Origin of the sequence: Streptosporangium fragile (genome assembly GCF_039534445.1) — a bacterium.
In the GTDB taxonomy this organism is placed as follows: Bacteria; Actinomycetota; Actinomycetes; order Streptosporangiales; family Streptosporangiaceae; genus Streptosporangium; species Streptosporangium fragile.
Genome location: NZ_BAAAVI010000078.1, coordinates 1 through 15,205, shown reverse-complemented (window position 1 = coordinate 15,205; position 15,205 = coordinate 1). Strand labels below are relative to the sequence as shown.

The window sequence follows — 15,205 nt, the reverse complement described above, 5'->3', positions numbered from 1 at the left end:
GGCGGTCCGTTCCGCGGGAGGCCGAGAGGAACGACCATTCGCCGGGATTCGCCGGCCGCCGCTCGGCCGCGGAATCCATCGCGGCGGGGACGGCTCCGCCGCCGGCGGGAATGGCGCCAAGCGCGTACGGGACGTCGCGTACGGGATTCACCGGAAACCCGCCACGCGCACGGCGTTCGCATTCTCTCTCACCCCGTCCCGCGACGCGGGTTCTCCGCCCCGCGCGGTTGCGACATGGGCGTTCCACCGGGAACCCGGCCCGCGTCACCGGAATTCGGAATACTCCGGTATTTCCATTCTCCCGCGCCGCCGGACGGGCCCGCCGAAATCACCGGGAAACCATCGGTTTTCCGGCGCTTATTCCGCGTTGCTTTTCCGCCGTAGCCGTCCGGCGTCGGCGCCGGGAATGAAACGGGGATGGCCCGCCTCCGCTTTCCGGTATCCCCGTCCGGCCGAGCGGATCACGGCGAAGACGATCGGCAGGCGCCACCTGCCGGATCCCTTCGCCGCGGCCGAGGAGGTCGGCGAGCGCCACGACGACGATCGACACGGCGATGAACGGCTCGACGATCTGCGCGGGTGCTGCCACGACGCCCGTCGCCGCCGGAAGGAACGTGACACTGGTGACGGTCAGCGATCTGCACGAGCAGGATGCGCCGGCGGAGCAGGCCCGGCGCTCAGTGGCGGTGCGGCCGCCCGGGACGACCACTGCGGGAGCCATCCGGCCGCACCCCTCGCAGTTCACCTCTGCTCGAACGCGCATGGAGCGGGTAGAGCAGAGCGAAGGCGCGCCGCGCCCCGCCCGGACTCGAATCACAACGCCTCACGGCGCACACCGATGACCGTAGAGTCCCCGGCAGGAGGCGCTTCATGCCTCAGTGCGGATGCGAGAGGCTTTCGGGAACGGCCGCGCGGATACGGCGCTGCGCCATCTCGTGTGCCGCTTGATCGGGGGTTACACCGAGATCATCGGCGGTCTCCAGGAGAGCGGTAACGGTGCCTTCGATGGCGTTGACCCGGGCGCGGGCTTGGTCGGCGCCGAATTCGTACAGCTCCGTGGTTATCGCGTTGATGGCACCACCCGCACTCGCCACGTAGTCCGGGATCCAGACAATGCTCCGCTGATGCAGCAGTTCGGCGACCTCGGGGGTGGCCAGCTGGTTGTTCGCCGGCCCGACCACGGCACGGCAGCGCAGATCCCCCACGACCTGCGTGGTCAGCACGCCGCCGAGCGCGGCGGGGATCAGAACGTCGACGTCTGCGGTGACGATCTCGTCGGGGCTGCGCCAGGCGGCGCCGAGATCCTCGGCGATCTCCATCTTGGAGGTGTCGATGTCGGTGACGGTTAGTTCGACTCCCTCGGCGGCCAGCAGACGGGCGAGGTGTTCCCCGACGTGACCCAGGCCGATCAGTGCCATGCGGCGGCCTTCGAGGTTCGCGTCGCCGTACAGGCGTCGGCTGAGGGCGCGCAGCGCGGCGAGCGTCCCTTGCGCGGTGTGCGGGGACGAGTCGCCGCTTCCGCCCAGGTCTTCCGGCTTGCAGAACACGTGCGGGGTGACCTCCCCGATCACCGCCATGTCGGCTGGGGCCGTCCCCACATCCGGGCCGACCGCGTAGCTCCCGTCCATCGAGTCGATCATGTCGGCGACGTCGTACATGACGTCCCGGCGCCGGGCCGAATCCAGCCGGGTGCCTTGTGGCAGGGCCACGACGGTCTTTCCGCCGCCGCTGGTCAGCCCGGCCACCGCGAACTTGAGTGTCATCGCGGCCGACAGGCGAAGAGCGTCGGTAAGGCCATCGCGCCAATCGGGGTAGTGCCAGAGCCGGAGCCCTCCCGCGGCCGGGCCCAGTGCCGTGGAGTGAAGGGCGAGGATCACTGGTAGATCTGAGCGCGGGCCCCGCCGGATGAGGATTTTTTCGTGGTCCAGCATGGGCTTTCCCTTCTCGCGTAGTCAGTCGACGGTAACCGTTCTGCCCGGCATCTGCCGTGCTCTGAGAGGGTTTACCGAACGATTGACCGGAAGAGCCAGTAACATCCTGGTCGTGGATGAACTTGATTCGGAAATTGTGCGGCTTCTCCAAACAGATGCGCGGCAGTCCAACCGGGAGCTCGCCCGAAAGCTCGGCGTGGCACCCTCGACCTGCCTGGAACGCGTCCGCGCGCTTACCCGGCGAGGCGTCATCCGCGGCTACCACGCGGATATCGACCCCGCCGCGCTCAACCGCCGGGTCCAGGCCCTGGTGTCGGTTCAGATTCGCCCGCTGAGCCGCAGCGTCATCGACGCCTTCCAGGACTTCGCCGGCGGACTTCCCCAGGTCCTCAGCGTATTTGTGCTTTCCGGAGGCGACGACTTCGTCCTCCACGTCGCCGTTCAAGATCTTGACAGCCTGCACTCTTTCCTCACCGACCGACTCAGCAAGCGCCGGGAGGTCACTGGATTCCGCACATCGGTGATCTTCCAGCAAGTCAGCAACACCGCCCCCACCCGCCTCCCCGAACCCTCTTAGATCCACTCCTGGGCGGGATGCTATTCGTCCCTTTATCAGTGCATCGAGATGTGCACGTGGTCGTAGTGGTTCTGGGTGATGCTCCCCCGGTCCTCCATGGCGCGCCAGCCGGAGCCGTGGTTGATGCGCTGGCGCCAGATCACGTACTTGACGCCGAGCTTGTCCCTGTTCTCCAGGGTCCAGGCGGCGATCTCGTCGCCGAGTTTGAGGTTGGCCGCCGTGGGCATCGCGCCGCCGCTGCTCATCATGAAGTCGCAGGCGCGGCCCAGGGGGTGCTCGCCACCGTCGTTGCCCGAGCGGTAGCAGCCGACCTCGTACGGGAGGTCGAAGCGCTTCTTGATGGTGTCGCGCATGGTGCGGGTCCGGTCGGTGATGTTGTCGGTGCCGGTGGGCTGCTGGGGGGCCCAGGTGCCGTCGGCGCGGCGGCCCGAGCCGGTGGGGACGAGCCGGTCGAGCCTGCCTTTGAGGTCGCCGATCGCCTCCCGGGTCTCCGCGCGCCGGCTCCCGAGCTCCTCGACCTCCGCCTCGATCTCGTCGGCGAGACGGGTGGCCTTCTCCACGGCCTGCTTGCTGCCGTGGAGGCCGGCGGCGAAGCCCCGCAGCTGGGCGACCTCCAGGACGGTGAGCTGCTCCGTCACCGCGGCGCCGCTCAGGCCGAGGGTGAGCAGGACGGAGGGCAGGGTTCCCGCGCTGCTCTGGTAACGGACCAGCGCGGCGGAGACGACCTGGTTCCTGGCTTCGGCGTAGGCCTCCTCGGCCTTCCGCAGGCTCTCCTTCGCTGCGGCTTCGGCCTTCTGCGCTTTCTTGAGCGACTCGCGCTTGGCCCGGTAGGCGCGGCCCAGCGTGTCGGCCTTCTTGCCGAGCTCGGCCAGATCGGCACGGAGCTCGCTCTCGGTCGGCTTGGGGGCTGCGAGCCCCGCCTCTGCGGGACCCAGCGCGAGCGCGACGGCGGCGAAGGCGCCGACCACGACGGTCGCATGACGGCGGAACGTGGGGGACGTGGCTGTCACGTGTCTTCCTCTCATCTGCCGACCGGGTTAGCTGACGGGTTCGGGCTGGAGGAAGCCCGTCCACGGAAGTGGATTCACCCCGGGTGCGGTGGGTCCCCGGTTCCCGGGCGAGGCGCCTGGGATTAGGCATGTCGGCTGGTACAGCCGAGGCAGAACGGAGCTTAGTAGTAAATAGCCGGTCATGTGAACCCAATCAGGCACAAAACACCGATCGACTCGCTATTGACTACAGACCGACACAAAAGGGACAACACGTGTCGGTGTCACGGTCCGCCTCCGGCGGGCGTGGGACCTCCGGACAGAGCTCCGGGCGAGCGCGCGGAGAGCGCCGGAACGCATGAGTGCCCGGACAGGCTCGCGGGGCACCGGGACACATGAGACCCGGACGGGAGCGCGGGGCGCCGGGACACACGAGCACCCGGACGGGCGCGCGGAGGGGGGACGCGAGGGCAGGGCTCCGTCCGTCCCGGCCCGCTCAGAACCACTCCGAGCGTCCCGGCAGGGTCGCCCGCGGGCGGGGGCGGCTCGTGGACGCGTTGCGCACGCGCGGAGCGCGCGGGCCGGGCTGGGAGCGCGCCTGGTCGGCGGGATGACCGGAATCCCGGGCGATGTCGAGGGCGGCCTGGTGGTAGACGAGCGCTTTGGCGGGGTGACCGGTGGCCTGGTGGGCGCGGGCGAGGCCGTACAGCCCCTCGAACTGGGCGCCGCGGTCTCCGACCCGGCGGGCGATCTTCAGCGCGCGCCGGTAGTGGTCGGCGGCGGTCCGGTACTCGCCCCGGAGGAGGTGGACGAAGCCGAGGCCGGTCAGCGCGCGGAGCTCACCGTCGCGGTCACCGGTGGCGCGTGCGATCTCCAGCGCGTACTCGGAGTACTCGGAATACGCGGGGTAGTCGGGGTAGTCGGAGTACTCGGAATACGCGGGGTAGTCGGGGTAGTCGGAGTACTCGGCGGACCGGCCCGGGGCCGGCCGGGCGTGCGCGCGGGGCGCGTCAGGCCCGCCACCGCGGCCGATGACGGCTCGCGCGATCTCCAGGGCCTGCTCGAAGCACTCGGCGGCCTCGCCGGACCGCCCCTGCGCGAGATGGACGTCTCCGAGGCCGCACAGTGCGGCGAGCTCGCGATCGCGGTCGGCGCCGACGGGGGCGAGGGCGGCATGCGGGACGCGGGCGTGGTGAGCGCGGGTGTGCAGGTGGCGCTGGAGAACCACCGCGAGGCGGCGGGCGTGGACGGGCCAGCCGTGCCCGGCGGCGTGCGCGGCGGCGGCGAGCAGGTTGGCCAACTCGGCGTCCAGCCACTCCGCCCCGCGGGCCGGGCCGCCGGGAAGCGGCACCGGGCCGACCGGCCTCCGGACGCGGGGGACGTGGTCGGCCGCACCGGGGTGGGCCGGCTCCGCGGCGGCCGGGACGGCGGAGACGTAGTGGTCGAACAGCCGGGTCAGGGCGGTGCGCCGGTCGATCTCGGTGTCCTCGTCGGCCAGGGTGGCGGTGGCGTGCGCGCGCAGCAGGTCGTGGAAGCGGTACCGGCCCGAGACCGGCTCCTGCAGCAGGTGGGCGTCGACCAGGTCGTCGAGGAGCCGGTCGGCGTGCTGGAGGGTGGTGCCGGCGAGGGCCGCGGCCGCGTGCCGCTCGATGTCGGGCCCCGGGTGCAGGCCGAGCAGCCGGTACATGCCCTGTAGGTCCGAGCCGAGGCGGTGGTACGACAGGTCCATGGCGGTCGTGACGCTGAGCCGGTCGACTTCGAGCTCGCCGAGGCGGTGCTGGCGGTCGCGGAGCCGGTCGGCCAGGTGCGCCGGCGTCCAGCCGGGCCGGCTCCGCAGGCGGGCGGCGGCGACGCGGATCGCCAGCGGCAGGCGGCCGCACAGCTCGACGATCTCGGTGAGCGGCCCGGCCGGCTGGCCGGCGAGGCGCCGCTCCCCTGCGGTGCGGGTGAACAGGGCGAGCGCCTCGTCGCGCGGGAGGACGTCCAGGGAGAGCCGCCGGACGTCTTCCAGGCCGGCCAGCCGCCTGCGGCTGGTGATCAGGGTCAGGCAGCCGGGAGCGCCGGGCAGCAGGGGCCGGACCTGGCTCTCCTCGGCCGCGTTGTCCAGCAGGATCAGCACGCGCCGACCGGCCAGCCGGGTGCGGTACAGGGCGGCGCGGGCGTCGAGATCGGGAGGGATCTGCTCGCCGGGCACGCCCAGGGCGCCCAGCATCCGGCCGAGGGCGTCGGCCGGGTCGACCGGGGGCATCCCCTGCGTGAACCCGTGCAGATCGATGAAGAGCTGCCCGTCGGCGAACCGGTCGGCCAGCCGGTGCGCGGCGTGCACGGCGAGCGCGGTCTTCCCGACCGCGGCCATGCCGTCGATGGTGCCGATCACCGGTGCCCCGGAGCGCTCCCCCGGGTGCGCGAGCGCGCTCAGGCGCGCCAGCTCCGCCGCCCTGCCGATGAAGCCTCCGATGTCCCGGGGAAGCTGCCTGGGCACCACCGGCGCGCCGGGCTGGGCGCCGGTCGCGCCGGTCGCGCCCGCCGGCGGGGTGAGGTCGGCGTGTCCGGCCAGGATCTGGCGGTGCAGCCGCTGCAGCGGCGGGCTCGGCTCGACGCCGAGCTCCTGGACCAGTTGCCGGCGCAGGTCCCGGTACGCGCGCAGCGCCTCCGCCTGGCGGCCCGAGCGGTACAGGGCGAGCATCCACTGCGCCTGTAATCGCTCCCGCAGCGGCTGCTCGGCCACCAGGGCCCCCAGCTCGGCGAGCAGGTCACCGTGGTGGCCGAGGGCGAGCTGGGAGTCGATCCAGGTCTCCTGCGCGGCGAGCCTGCGCTCTTCCAGGCGGATCAGCTCCGTCCCGAGCCGCGGGTCCAGCGGGACGTCCTCGAACGGGCGGCCGCGCCAGAGCCCGAGCGCCCGCCGTAGCCGTTCGGCCGCCAGCCCCGGCCGGCCGTCGGTCAGCGCCTGCCGCCCCTGGGCCGCGAGTTCCTCGAAGGTCAGCAGGTCGAGGTGGGACGGGGAGATGTGCAGCTGGTAGCCGCCGGGCACGGTGGACAGCAGCGGCGGGTCCGCCCGGTCGGCGAGTCCCAGAACCTGCCGGAGCGCGGACACGTAGGTGCGCAGCGCGACCGCCGCGGTGCGCGGTGGCCGCTGCGGCCAGAGCGCGTCGACCAGCCGGTCGGCGTGGACGGGCCGGTTGACGTTCAGTAACAGGACCGCGAGCAGGGTGCGCTGCTTGGCCGCGCCGATCCGGATCAGCCGGTGGCTGCCGGAGCGGACTTCAAGCGTGCCGAGGACACGAAACCACATGGACCGGAAATATCACACATTTTTTACATATGCCTCCCCATCGATATAGGTTTCGGACTTCATGTCAGACGCCTTGGATATACCTTCCCGTCAATACGGGACGCGGCCTCCCGGCGCCTTTACAAATGACCGCCGCGGCCGGGCCTGCGCCCATAACGACCGGGACCCACGGCCGCTTTCCCCGGCCGGCGCCCATAACGACCGGCGCCCGCAGCCGCTTTCCCCCGGCCGGCCGTGACGCGTTCCCCCGTTTCGGGCCGCCGTCGACGCCGGGCCGGCGGCGTTCTCGGATACTGAGACGGCATCGGCCGCCCCCGTCGCCGCCACCCGCCACCGCCGTCCGGCTCCGGCCGCCCCGCCGGCCCCGCCGAGGGGGCGCGCCGGGCTCCCGCCCCTCCCCCGGCAGACGATCTTCCCTGGTCCCGGGGCGGAAGGACGCGCGTGGCCCCTGTGTCAAGCCGCGCCCTTACCCGTCCTTGACGGCCGGGCCGCATCGTCGAGGCGACCGGGTTCCGGACCGGGCCCGCGAGAGCCCGGACCGGGGCTTTCGACGACGCGGAAGGGAGAGTGCGCGTGTCCGAACTGATCAGCCTCGACGAGTGCGAACGGCTTACCGCGAAGGACGTCCACGATCTGTACCGGAGACATGTCAGCCGCAGCCAGGTGTCGCTCATGACGTCCTTCGGTTTCGGCCGGGAGCTCGTCGACCACGCCGAGGGCGCCTGGATCCGGACCCGCGGCGGCCGGCGGATCCTCGACTTCACGGGCGGAGTCGGCGTCCTCAACCACGGCCATAACCACCCCCGTATCCTCGCCGCCCGGAAACGCTTCCAGGAAGCAAAAAAGATGGAGGTCCACAAGACCTATTTCTCGCCATATGTCGCGGCGCTCGGTCACAACCTCGCCCGGTTACTCCCCGGCGACCTCGACATCTCGTTTTTCCCCAATTCCGGGGCGGAGGCGGTCGAGGGCGCGGTCAAGCTGGCCTACAAATACCATGGCGGGCGGCGGCGGCGGATCCTGCGCGCCGACATCGCTTTCCACGGAAAACTGCTGGGCTCCGGCGGCCTCACCGGCGGGAACGAGCGTTTCCGCTTCCCGGAGATCCCCGGAGTGATCACCTACCCCTACGGCGACCTCGACGCCGTACGCTCCGCGATCGCCGCGGCGCGCACCCGCGACGGCGGCTGCGACGTGTACGCGCTCCTCGTCGAGCCGTTCAGCGCCTCGACCATGCGCTCCTGCTCCGAGGAGTTCCTGCGCGGGGTGCGGGAGCTCTGCGACGCCCACGGGATCGTGCTGATCTTCGACGAGATCTACACGGGATGGGGCAAAACCGGGAGCCTCTTCTACTTCATGCGCCATCCCGGGCTCGTCCCGGACGTCCTCACCACGTCGAAGTCGTTCGGCGGCGGCAAATCCTCGATCTCCGCGTACATCGCCAGGGAACCGGTGTTCCGCAAGGCCTACGACAACCTCGCCGACTCCCTGCTGCACAGCACCAGCACGACGTACTACGGGTTCGGCGAGGAGACCGCCACCGCGATCGAGGCGGTGAACATCGCCGTCGAGGACGACTACCCGGGGCGGGCACGCGAGATCGAGCGGATCCTGGCGCCGGGCCTGGAACGGATCCGCAAGGAGAACCCGGACACGGTGGCCGGCGTGCGGGGCGCGGGCGCGCTGTACGGGATCTTCCTGGACGGAGGGCCGAGGATCCTCGACCTCGCCGCGAAGCTCGCACCCGGGGGCCTCGCCCGGGACCCGAACTTCCGCGTCAAGCTGATCACCTGCTCCGTCGTCGACGCGCTCTACCGCGACCACGGCGTCTACACCTACTACACGCTGAACGGCGACAACCCGCTGGTGGCCGCGCCGCCGCTGGTCGTCGAGCCGGCGGACGTCGAGTACTTCCTCGACAGCCTCGGCGCGACGCTGGCCCAGGGCCTGCCCCGGCTGCTGACCAGATTCGTCCGGGAGAAGGTGGCGCCGCGATGGCCGTCCGGGTCGTAGTCACGGGCAGTGCCGGGATGCTGGGGGACGGCCTGGTCCGGCGCCTGGCGGACACGGGGTACGACGTCCTGGGCGTGGACCTGCGCCCACGGCCCGACCGGTGCCCGCGGGCGCGGCACGCCGCCGGGGACGTCCGCGACACCGCGCTGATGACCGAGCTGGTGGCGGGGGCCGACGCGGTGGTGCACTGCGCCGCGGCGCTGCCGAGCTACCCGGCCGACGAGATACGCGACGTGATCGTGGAGGGCACCCGCAGCGTGCTGCGGGCCGGTCACCGGGCCGGCGTGCCGCGCGTCGTCCACATCTCGTCCACGGCCGTGTACGGCCTGCCGGAGCTGGTCCCCACGCCGGAGGACCACCCGCGGGAGCCGGTCGACGCCTACGGCCGGGCCAAGGCCGCGGCGGAGGAGGTGGCGGAGAAGTTCCGGGCGGAAGGGCTGTGCGTGCCGATCCTGCGCCCGAAGACGTTCCTCGGGCCGGGCCGCATGGGCCTGTTCGCGATGCTCTTCGAGTGGGCCGAGGAGGGCCGCCACTTCCCGATCCTGGGACGCGGCGACGCGCGCATCCAGATGCTGGCGATCGACGACCTGGTCGACGCGATCCTGCGCGCGCTGCACGCGCCCGCGGAGGCGGCCGGCGACACGTTCAACATCGCCGCCGCCTCGTTCGCCACCCTGCGCGAGGACTTCCAGGCGGTGCTCGACGCGGCCGGCCACGGCAGGCGGGTGGTCTCGCTGCCCGCCGGGCCGAGCCTCGCCGTCCTGCGGCTCCTGGGGAGGACGGGGCTCTCGCCGGTGTACGAGCGGCTCCTGTTCAAGCTGCTCGCGGACTCCTACGTCAGCATCGACAGAGCACGCGAGCGGCTGGGCTTCGAGCCCCGGCTCTCCAACCGGGACGCGATCCTGCGCACCTACGCCTGGTGGCGGGAGAACGGCGGGCCCCCCGCGCGCGCCGGCCGGACCAGCCGCGACGCGTGGCGGCAGGGCGCGCTGTCACTGGCGAAAGTCTTCTTCTGACCCCGGCCGGAGGTGCACATGCATGTCATCGAGCCTCCCGGCTCCCCGGGGGTGGCGTGGCGGCCCGAGCCGCCGGCGGACGGAGCGGCGGACGGCCGCCCGGGGATGTTCGCCGATCTGGTCGCCCTGGTCCGCCCCCTGCACTCGGTGAAGAGCCTTCTCCTCGTGCCCGTCGCGCTCGCCGACGCGAACGCCTGGAACCTCCCGGCGCTCGGCCGGGTGGCCTGGGCCGCCGCCGGGTTCGTCCTGGCCGGCGCCTGCGTGTACGTCGGCAACGACATCGCCGACCGGGAGCGCGACCGGGACCACCCCGCCAAGCGCCGCCGGCCCATCGCCGCCGGCCGCGTGTCGGTCCGGGCCGGGTACCTCTACTGCGCGGGCCTGCTGGCCCTGCTCGGCGTGGTGATCGGCTGCGGTCCGGGCCGGCCGTACTGGCCCGTGCTGGCGTACCTGGCGCTCAACGTGGCCTACAGCCGCGCGCTGAAGCACATCCCCCTGATCGACGTGGGCGCCGTCGCGCTGGGCTTCGCGCTGCGCGTCGTCCAGGGGTACCTGGCGATCGGGGAACCGGTCTCCGGCTGGCTGCTGGTCACGGTGTTCTCGCTCTCGCTGCTGCTGGTCATCGGCAAGCGCCGCCAGGAACTGCTGGAGACCGGGTCCGCGCACCGGCCCGCGCTGCGCGGCTACTCGGTGGGGCTGGCCGACCAGATGCTCCAGCTCACCTGCGTGCTCACCGCGGTCTCCGGCCTGATCTACCTGCGCACCGAGGCGCCCTTCGGGCCCTACGGCCAGGTGGCGATGCTGCTGGCCACGCCTCTGGCGCTCTTCGCCCTCTTCCGCTACCTGCAGGTGGTGCTCGTCGAGGGCGGCGGCGGCGACCCGGTGCGGGGGGTGCTGCGGGACCGCGGCCTCGCCGTCACGGGTGTGGCGCTGGCGATCGTGCTCGGCGGGACGTTCCTGCTCGCCCGCCACCCGGCGCTGGCCGACGTGATCCTGCGATGAACCCCGACGACGTGAAAGGCGGCAGCATGTCCCGGCCGTCCCCCCTGGTGTCGGTAATCGTCCCGGCCCACAACTCCGAGAAGACACTGCGAGCCTGCCTGGAGTCGGTGCTCGCGCAGACCTACCGCGATCTGGAGGTGATCGTCGTCGACGACGCCGGCACGGACCGCTCCCGGGAGATCGCGGGCGGGTTCCCCTGCACACTGGTCCGGCACCCGCGCAACCGGGGGGTGTCGGCGGCCCGCAACACCGGGGTGGCGTCGAGCCGCGGCGAGATCCTGTTCTTCCTCGACTCCGACGTCGGCCTGGCCCCCGACGCGGTGGGCAACGCCGTGCGGCTGCTGCGCGAGGACCCCGGGTGCGGCTGCGTCTACGGCGTCTACGCCAAGGAGCCGCTCGTCGACGACGGCCCCGTGGAGACCTACCGGACGCTGCACCTGCACCACGCCCTCACCCGGGGAGCGGGTCTGACGGCGACCGCGGTCTTCGCCCTGGCCGCCGTCCCCCGGGCGGTGTTCGACGACGTGGGGCCGTTCGACGAGAACCTGCGCAGCGCCGAGGACGACGAGTACAGCGAACGCCTGCTGGCGCGGTACCGCATCCGGCTCACCGGCGACGTCGCCGGCCGTCACGACGAGGCCGACCGGCTCCTGCCGCTGCTCGCCGAGCAGTACCGGCGCGCGCAGCTCCTGCGGTTCTCCGCGCGGAACCGGTTGCGCCGGGGCGCCCTGAAGGTCAACCGCCTGACCGGCGCGCTCGCCGCCGCGCTGACCCTGGCCGCCCTCCCGCTCGGCCTGGCCTGGCCGCCCGCGCTGCCGCTGCCGGCGGCGTCCCTCGTCCTGTTCGCGGTCTCCGACCCGGCGCTGGCGCGCTTCGTCCTGCGGGAGAAGGGCCCGCGCTTCCTCGCCTTCTTCGTCGCGGTGCACTTCCTCGTGCACGCCGCGCTCCTCGCGGGAGCCGCCGTGGGGTGGGCGCGGGCCGCGATCGACTCCTCCTTCGGGCCGTCGCGCCGCGCGGCCACCCGCCGGCGCCCGGTCGATCCCTCGAAAGGCTGGTGAACCATGGCCTCCGCGCCGCTCGTCTCGGTCATCGTCCCCAACTACAACTACGGGCACGTGCTCGCGCAGTGCCTGAACGCGGTCAAGGCGCAGACGTACTCCCCGCTGGAGATCATCTGCGTGGACGACTGCAGCACCGACGACTCCGTGCGGGTCGCCCGGTCGCTGGGAGTGCGAGTGATCAGCACGCCGCGCAACAGCGGGGTGAGCGTCGCGCGCAACCTCGGCGCGGCGCACGCGCGAGGTGACGTGCTCTTCTTCCTCGACTCCGACGTCGCGCTCGCCCCCGACGCGGTCGCCTCGGCCGTGGCTCTGCTCTCCTCCGATCCCCGGATCGGCGCGGTCTGCGGCAACTACGAGCCCGTCCCGCTGAACCGCGACAGCCTGGTCAAGGAGTACCGCACCCTCTACCGCCACTACTGGTACCGGGTCGCGGAGGGCCCGATCACGGGATTCCTGCCCGTCGCCATCATCGCCATCCCCGCGGCCGTCTGGGCGGAGGTCGGGCCGTGGAACCCCGCGCTCCTGCAGACGGAGGGCGCCGACGTGGGCGAGCGGCTCACCGACCGGTACGAGGTGCGGCTCACCTCGGCCGTGCGGGGACGCCACGACGACGACGCCACGGTGCGCGTCGCGCTGCGGAAGGTCTTCACCCGCACCCGCCTGCACGTGCCCTTCTTCCTGCAGCGCCGGTACGCCGCGGGCGTGGTCGGCTCGCCGGAGTCGGCGGCGAGCCTGGCCGCCGCGCTGACGGTCGCGACCCTGCCCGTGCCGCTGGCCGGCGCCGCGTGGACGGTGGTGCCGGCCCTGATGTTCGCCGCCTTCCTGGGCGTCGACCGGCGGATGTACCGGTTCGTGTTCGCCACCCGGAACCCGGCCTTCGGCCTGTTCTTCGTCGGCATGCACTTCCTCACCAACCTGACCATCGCCGCCGGGGCCGGCGTCGGGATCGTCCAGTGGCTGACGTCGCGGTCGTTCCGCCGCCTGTACGCCAAGGCGCCCGCGTGACGGCGGCGGACGGCACCCGCCCGGCCGGGGGGCGGACGGGCCGCCGGACCGGAGGGCGGACAGGTCGCCGGAAGGTGCTCGCCGGCCTGCGCGCGGTCGCCTACCTGCTCGTGCTCGGGTTCCTCGGCTACCAGCTCTGGCGCGTACGCCACGGGGTGGGCGAGAGCCTGCGGCTGGTGGGCTGGGGGAACGCCCTGCTCGCCGGGGCGCTGGCGGCCGTCGGCGGGGTGCCCGGGTTCCTCGGCTGGCGCATGCTGCTGGCCGGGCTGGGCAGCCGCCTGCCCCTGCCGGACGCGGTCCGGGTCTTCTTCCTCGCCGGGCTCACCCGCTACCTGCCCGGCGGCGTCTGGCCGGCGGTGGCGCACGCCGCGCTGGCCCGGCCGCTCGGCGAGCCCCCGGCCAGGCTGGCCGGGGCCTTCGTGGCCAGCCAGGGGCTGGCGGTGGTCGCGGGGCTCGCGGTCGGGCTCGTCGCGCTGCCCCGGCTGGTGGCCGCCGACCCGATCTGGTGGCTGCTCCTGCCGGTGCTGGCCGCCGCGCTCGTCCCGCTGGCCGCGCCCCGGCTGCTCGGTGGGCTGCTCGGCCTGGCCCAGCGGATCCTGCGGCGCGGCGAGCGGCCCCCCACCCTGCCCGGACGGCGCACCCTGCTCGCGGTGACCGGGGTGATGGCGGCCGGCTGGCTGATCAGCGGCGCGCACGTCACGGTGCTCGCGGTCGCGCTCGGCGCGTCCCCGTCCGGGGCCGTGACGGTGGGCGTGGGCGGTTTCGCGCTGTCGACCATGGCGGGGGTCCTCACCCTGGTGATGCCGTCCGGCCTGGGCGTGCGCGAGGCCGTCCTCGGCCTCACCGTCGCCACCCTGCTGACCGGCCCCGACCTGGTCACGCTGGTGGCCCTGAGCCGGGTGCTGATCACCGTGGGCGACGCGGTGTCCACGGCCGCCGCCCTGGGGGCGCTCGCCTGGACCGGCCGGCGGCGCCCCCGCGCCTCTCCCCTCACGAACGTCCCCGGCCCTCCCTGACGAACCTTCCCGACTCCCCCTCACGGATCTTCACGGATCTTCACGGATCTTCACGACCTTCACGACCTTCACGACCTTCACGACCGACGGGCCGAAGGAGCCTCACCGCCATGACATCGCACAGCAGCCCCGTACCGCTCGCTCCGCGTCCCGGGCAGCTCCGCCACCTCGTCCGGCAGGTCCCCGCGGGGCCGGTGACCGGTGCCGTCCTGCGGGCGCTCGCCGCGCTGCCCTTCGCCGACCGGCCGTTCGCGTGGCTGGAGCGGCACCCGGCCGTGCACGGCACGGTCCTGTCCGCGCTCGGCCTGCGCCGGCCGATCTTCATCGATCATCCCGTACGCCCGGAGCCCAGGTTCGGCTACGGGAAGCCGGACCACCCGGAGATCGCCGCGCTGCTGGAGCGCGGCCGTGCCCGCTACGCGGACCGGCTCGCCCGTTTCCTCGCCCCGGACGCCGACCTCACGGCCATCCCGGTGCGGGACCGCCCGGACGGCACCACGCCGTACTGGGACAACGGCTGGCTGCCGCCCCTGGACGCGCTCGCGCTGTACGGCTTCCTCGTCGAGTCCGCCCCGCGGCGGTACGTCGAGATCGGCTCGGGCAACTCGACGAAGTTCGCCCGGCGCGCCGTCGACGACCACGGGCTGCGCACGCACATCACCTCGATCGACCCGGCGCCGCGCGCGCACGTCGACGCGCTGTGCGACGCGTCGATCCGCAGCCCGCTGGAACGCGTCGACCCGGAGGTCTTCGCCGACCTGGAGGCCGGTGACATCGTCTTCCTCGACGGGTCGCACCGGGTCTTCATGGGGTCGGACGTGACCGTCTTCTTCTTCGAGATCCTGCCGCGCCTGCGGCCGGGTGTCCTGGTGCAGCTCCACGACGTCCTGCTCCCCCGTGACTACCCGCCCGAGTGGCGCTGGCGGCACTACTCCGAGCAGTACCTGCTCGCCGCCTTCCTGCTCGCCGACCCGGCCCGGTTCGACGTGGAACTGCCGAACGCGTTCATCGACGGCGACGAGCGCCTGCGCGGCCTGGTGGAGCCGCTGTGGCGGCGCGTCTCGCTCACCGAGACCTACCTCCCGGCCTCGTTCTGGTTGCGGATCCGCGACCGGGCCCCGGCGCCGGCCGGACCCGACGGGGCGCCCGGCGAGGCCCCCGGCGGGGCACCCGGCCAGGCGCCCGGCGAGGCCCCCGGCGGGGCGTCCGGCACGGGCGGAAGCGCGGCATGACCGGCGCGCCCGACCCCGTACGCACACCCGACCCCGTACACGTGGCCGGGGCCCCGGCGGGGGCCGGCCCG

At 73.0% G+C, this 15,205-nt stretch carries 12 protein-coding genes and 1 riboswitch; of the genes, 8 read left to right on the top strand and 4 right to left on the bottom strand.

Translation table 11 applies throughout. The annotated features are described in order from the left end of the window. Positions 1-328 precede the first annotated feature (328 nt). Both ABD841_RS34390 and ABD841_RS34385 read right to left on the bottom strand, forming a co-directional pair. Positions 329-721, bottom strand: a complete 393-nt coding sequence (locus ABD841_RS34390; RefSeq protein WP_344980522.1) for a hypothetical protein — start codon at positions 719-721, stop codon at positions 329-331. A gap of 154 nt (positions 722-875) precedes the next feature. Beyond that, positions 876-1,931, bottom strand: coding sequence for a Glu/Leu/Phe/Val dehydrogenase family protein (locus ABD841_RS34385; RefSeq protein ID WP_344980520.1), 1,056 nt, complete (start codon positions 1,929-1,931; stop codon positions 876-878). Between the two features lie 112 nt (positions 1,932-2,043). Here ABD841_RS34385 and ABD841_RS34380 point away from each other — a divergent pair, with 112 nt between their 5' ends. Then, the gene (locus ABD841_RS34380; RefSeq protein ID WP_344980518.1) at positions 2,044-2,508 is read left to right on the top strand and encodes an Lrp/AsnC family transcriptional regulator; all 465 of its coding nucleotides are present in this window, start codon (positions 2,044-2,046) and stop codon (positions 2,506-2,508) included. A gap of 35 nt (positions 2,509-2,543) precedes the next feature. Here ABD841_RS34380 and ABD841_RS34375 read toward each other — a convergent pair whose 3' ends face one another. Together ABD841_RS34375 and ABD841_RS34370 are read right to left on the bottom strand one after the other, a co-directional pair. Further along, positions 2,544-3,518 (bottom strand): VldE C-terminal domain-containing protein, encoded by a 975-nt coding sequence (locus tag ABD841_RS34375; protein WP_344980516.1) that lies wholly within the window; start codon positions 3,516-3,518, stop codon positions 2,544-2,546. Between the two features lies 1 nt (position 3,519). After that, positions 3,520-3,657, bottom strand: a riboswitch (cyclic di-AMP (ydaO/yuaA leader). Positions 3,658-3,993: 336 nt separating this feature from the next. Then, positions 3,994-6,789, bottom strand: a complete 2,796-nt coding sequence (locus tag ABD841_RS34370; protein WP_344980514.1) for an AfsR/SARP family transcriptional regulator — start codon at positions 6,787-6,789, stop codon at positions 3,994-3,996. Between the two features lie 573 nt (positions 6,790-7,362). On the opposite strand from ABD841_RS34370, the gene ABD841_RS34365 reads away from it, so the two are divergent. The 7 genes from ABD841_RS34365 (at position 7,363) to ABD841_RS34335 (ending at position 15,134) form a co-directional block, all read left to right on the top strand. Next, positions 7,363-8,802, top strand: coding sequence for an aspartate aminotransferase family protein (locus ABD841_RS34365; RefSeq protein WP_344980512.1), 1,440 nt, complete (start codon positions 7,363-7,365; stop codon positions 8,800-8,802). After that, positions 8,784-9,818: an NAD-dependent epimerase/dehydratase family protein gene (locus ABD841_RS34360; protein WP_344980510.1), complete on the top strand. Its 1,035-nt coding sequence runs from the start codon at positions 8,784-8,786 to the stop codon at positions 9,816-9,818. Before ABD841_RS34365 ends, ABD841_RS34360 begins: the two co-directional genes overlap by 19 nt. Positions 9,819-9,836: 18 nt before the next feature. Beyond that, positions 9,837-10,820, top strand: a complete 984-nt coding sequence (locus ABD841_RS34355) for a UbiA prenyltransferase family protein (protein ID WP_344980508.1) — start codon at positions 9,837-9,839, stop codon at positions 10,818-10,820. Beyond that, positions 10,817-11,878 carry a glycosyltransferase family 2 protein gene (locus tag ABD841_RS34350; RefSeq protein ID WP_344980506.1) on the top strand — a complete coding sequence of 354 codons (1,062 nt, stop codon included), beginning with the start codon at positions 10,817-10,819 and terminating at the stop codon, positions 11,876-11,878. The genes ABD841_RS34355 and ABD841_RS34350 overlap by 4 nt, the downstream gene beginning before the upstream one ends. 3 nt (positions 11,879-11,881) lie before the next feature. Beyond that, the gene (locus tag ABD841_RS34345) at positions 11,882-12,886 is read left to right on the top strand and encodes a glycosyltransferase (RefSeq protein WP_344980504.1); all 1,005 of its coding nucleotides are present in this window, start codon (positions 11,882-11,884) and stop codon (positions 12,884-12,886) included. After that, a complete protein-coding gene (locus ABD841_RS34340; RefSeq protein ID WP_344980502.1) occupies positions 12,883-13,902 on the top strand; it encodes a lysylphosphatidylglycerol synthase domain-containing protein in 1,020 nt (339 codons plus the stop codon). The genes ABD841_RS34345 and ABD841_RS34340 overlap by 4 nt, the downstream gene beginning before the upstream one ends. A gap of 110 nt (positions 13,903-14,012) precedes the next feature. After that, entirely contained in the window at positions 14,013-15,134 is a 1,122-nt protein-coding gene (locus ABD841_RS34335) for a class I SAM-dependent methyltransferase (RefSeq protein ID WP_344980500.1), read from the top strand. Positions 15,135-15,205 lie beyond the last annotated feature (71 nt).

Bases quoted from the DNA above. Each gene is read 5' to 3' on its own strand.
- ABD841_RS34390 (WP_344980522.1), bottom strand. From the start codon at position 721: ATGGCTCCCGCAGTGGTCGTCCCGGGCGGCCGCACCGCCACTGAGCGC.
- ABD841_RS34385 (WP_344980520.1), bottom strand. From the start codon at position 1,931: ATGCTGGACCACGAAAAAATCCTCATCCGGCGGGGCCCGCGCTCAGAT.
- ABD841_RS34370 (WP_344980514.1), bottom strand. From the start codon at position 6,789: ATGTGGTTTCGTGTCCTCGGCACGCTTGAAGTCCGCTCCGGCAGCCAC.
- ABD841_RS34360 (WP_344980510.1), top strand. From the start codon at position 8,784: ATGGCCGTCCGGGTCGTAGTCACGGGCAGTGCCGGGATGCTGGGGGAC.
- ABD841_RS34355 (WP_344980508.1), top strand. From the start codon at position 9,837: ATGCATGTCATCGAGCCTCCCGGCTCCCCGGGGGTGGCGTGGCGGCCC.
- ABD841_RS34350 (WP_344980506.1), top strand. From the start codon at position 10,817: ATGAACCCCGACGACGTGAAAGGCGGCAGCATGTCCCGGCCGTCCCCC.
- ABD841_RS34345 (WP_344980504.1), top strand. From the start codon at position 11,882: ATGGCCTCCGCGCCGCTCGTCTCGGTCATCGTCCCCAACTACAACTAC.
- ABD841_RS34335 (WP_344980500.1), top strand. From the start codon at position 14,013: ATGACATCGCACAGCAGCCCCGTACCGCTCGCTCCGCGTCCCGGGCAG.